This window comes from Streptomyces sp. 13-12-16 (assembly GCF_002114215.1).
Classification (GTDB): Bacteria; Actinomycetota; Actinomycetes; order Streptomycetales; family Streptomycetaceae; genus Streptomyces.
In genome coordinates, this window is the sequence record NZ_NCTE01000259.1 from 1 (window position 1) to 1,011 (window position 1,011).

2 protein-coding genes are annotated in these 1,011 nt (G+C 73.6%); both read right to left on the bottom strand.

What is annotated here, in order from left to right:
* The coding region (locus tag B7767_RS44565; protein ID WP_143652361.1) for a zinc ribbon domain-containing protein at nucleotides 1–209 on the bottom strand (209 nt) is incomplete at its 3' end.
* Nucleotides 210–212: 3 nt separating this feature from the next.
* Nucleotides 213–1,011 (bottom strand): tetratricopeptide repeat protein (locus B7767_RS11685; protein ID WP_143652363.1); only part of this gene is annotated, 799 nt, incomplete at its 5' end.

Genomic DNA, 1,011 nt, shown 5'->3' on the forward strand with positions numbered 1-1,011 from the left:
GGGGCCGACGGCGGCCGGGGCCGGTCACGGTCCGCCGAAGCCTGCGGCGGCACCGAGCCGTTCACGGCGATCGTCGGCTCGTCCCGCGGCCGTGCGGGGACCACGGACAGGTCGTATCCGCACGCACCGCAGAAACGATCACCCGACTCGAGGGGTTCCTCGCAGCTCGGGCATTTCGACAGAGCGGCCTGCTGAGGCATCTGCGACATCAACTACACCCATGTCCGGGGGCGGTAACGATTGGCACGTTCCACCAGGTCGATCCTCTCCTCGCCGCTGCGCGCCAGCCGGGCCAGCGTGCGGTACGAACGCTCCAGGCCGAAACGGAGGCCCCGTTCGTCCAGGCCGCTGCCGAGCAGCGTCCGTCCCCCGGCGGCGGGAGGGGCGGAACCCTGGCCCCCGGAGAGTACCCAGTCCAGCCCGCAACCGAGGACTTCGGCCGCCAACAGCTCGCGCCGTGCCGGATCCAGACCGTACGCCTCCAGTGCCTCGACCTGCCCGGCGGCGGCGCTCAGGTCGTCCAGGAACGGTACGTCACCGGCGGTGACCGCACGCCCGCGCAACCGCGCCCGGACGGACGCCACCCGCGCGGCCGTGTAGTGGATGGACGACTCCGGCACCGACACCAGCGTCCGCACGGCACCACCGCGGTCCCCCGCCGCCAACTGCACCCGGGCCAGCCCGAACGCGGCGCTCACGTGGCTCGGGTCGGTCGACCACACCAGGCGGTAGTACTCGGCGGCGTTGTCCAACTGGCCCAGCACCTCGGCGCACACGCCGAGCGCCAGCTTCGGCGCGATCTCGCCGGGGAACGCGTCGTAGATCGCGTCGAAGGCGAGCGCGGCACCCTCGTGGTCGCCGGTGACCAGCGAGGCCACCCCCCGGTACCAGACCACCCGCCAGTCGTCGGGGTCCTGCTCCTCCAGCGCGCCCAGCGCCGCCAGCGCGGTGGGCCACTCGCCGGCCTCCAGCCGGGCGCGGATCTCACGCAGCCGGGTCTCCGTCGACGGG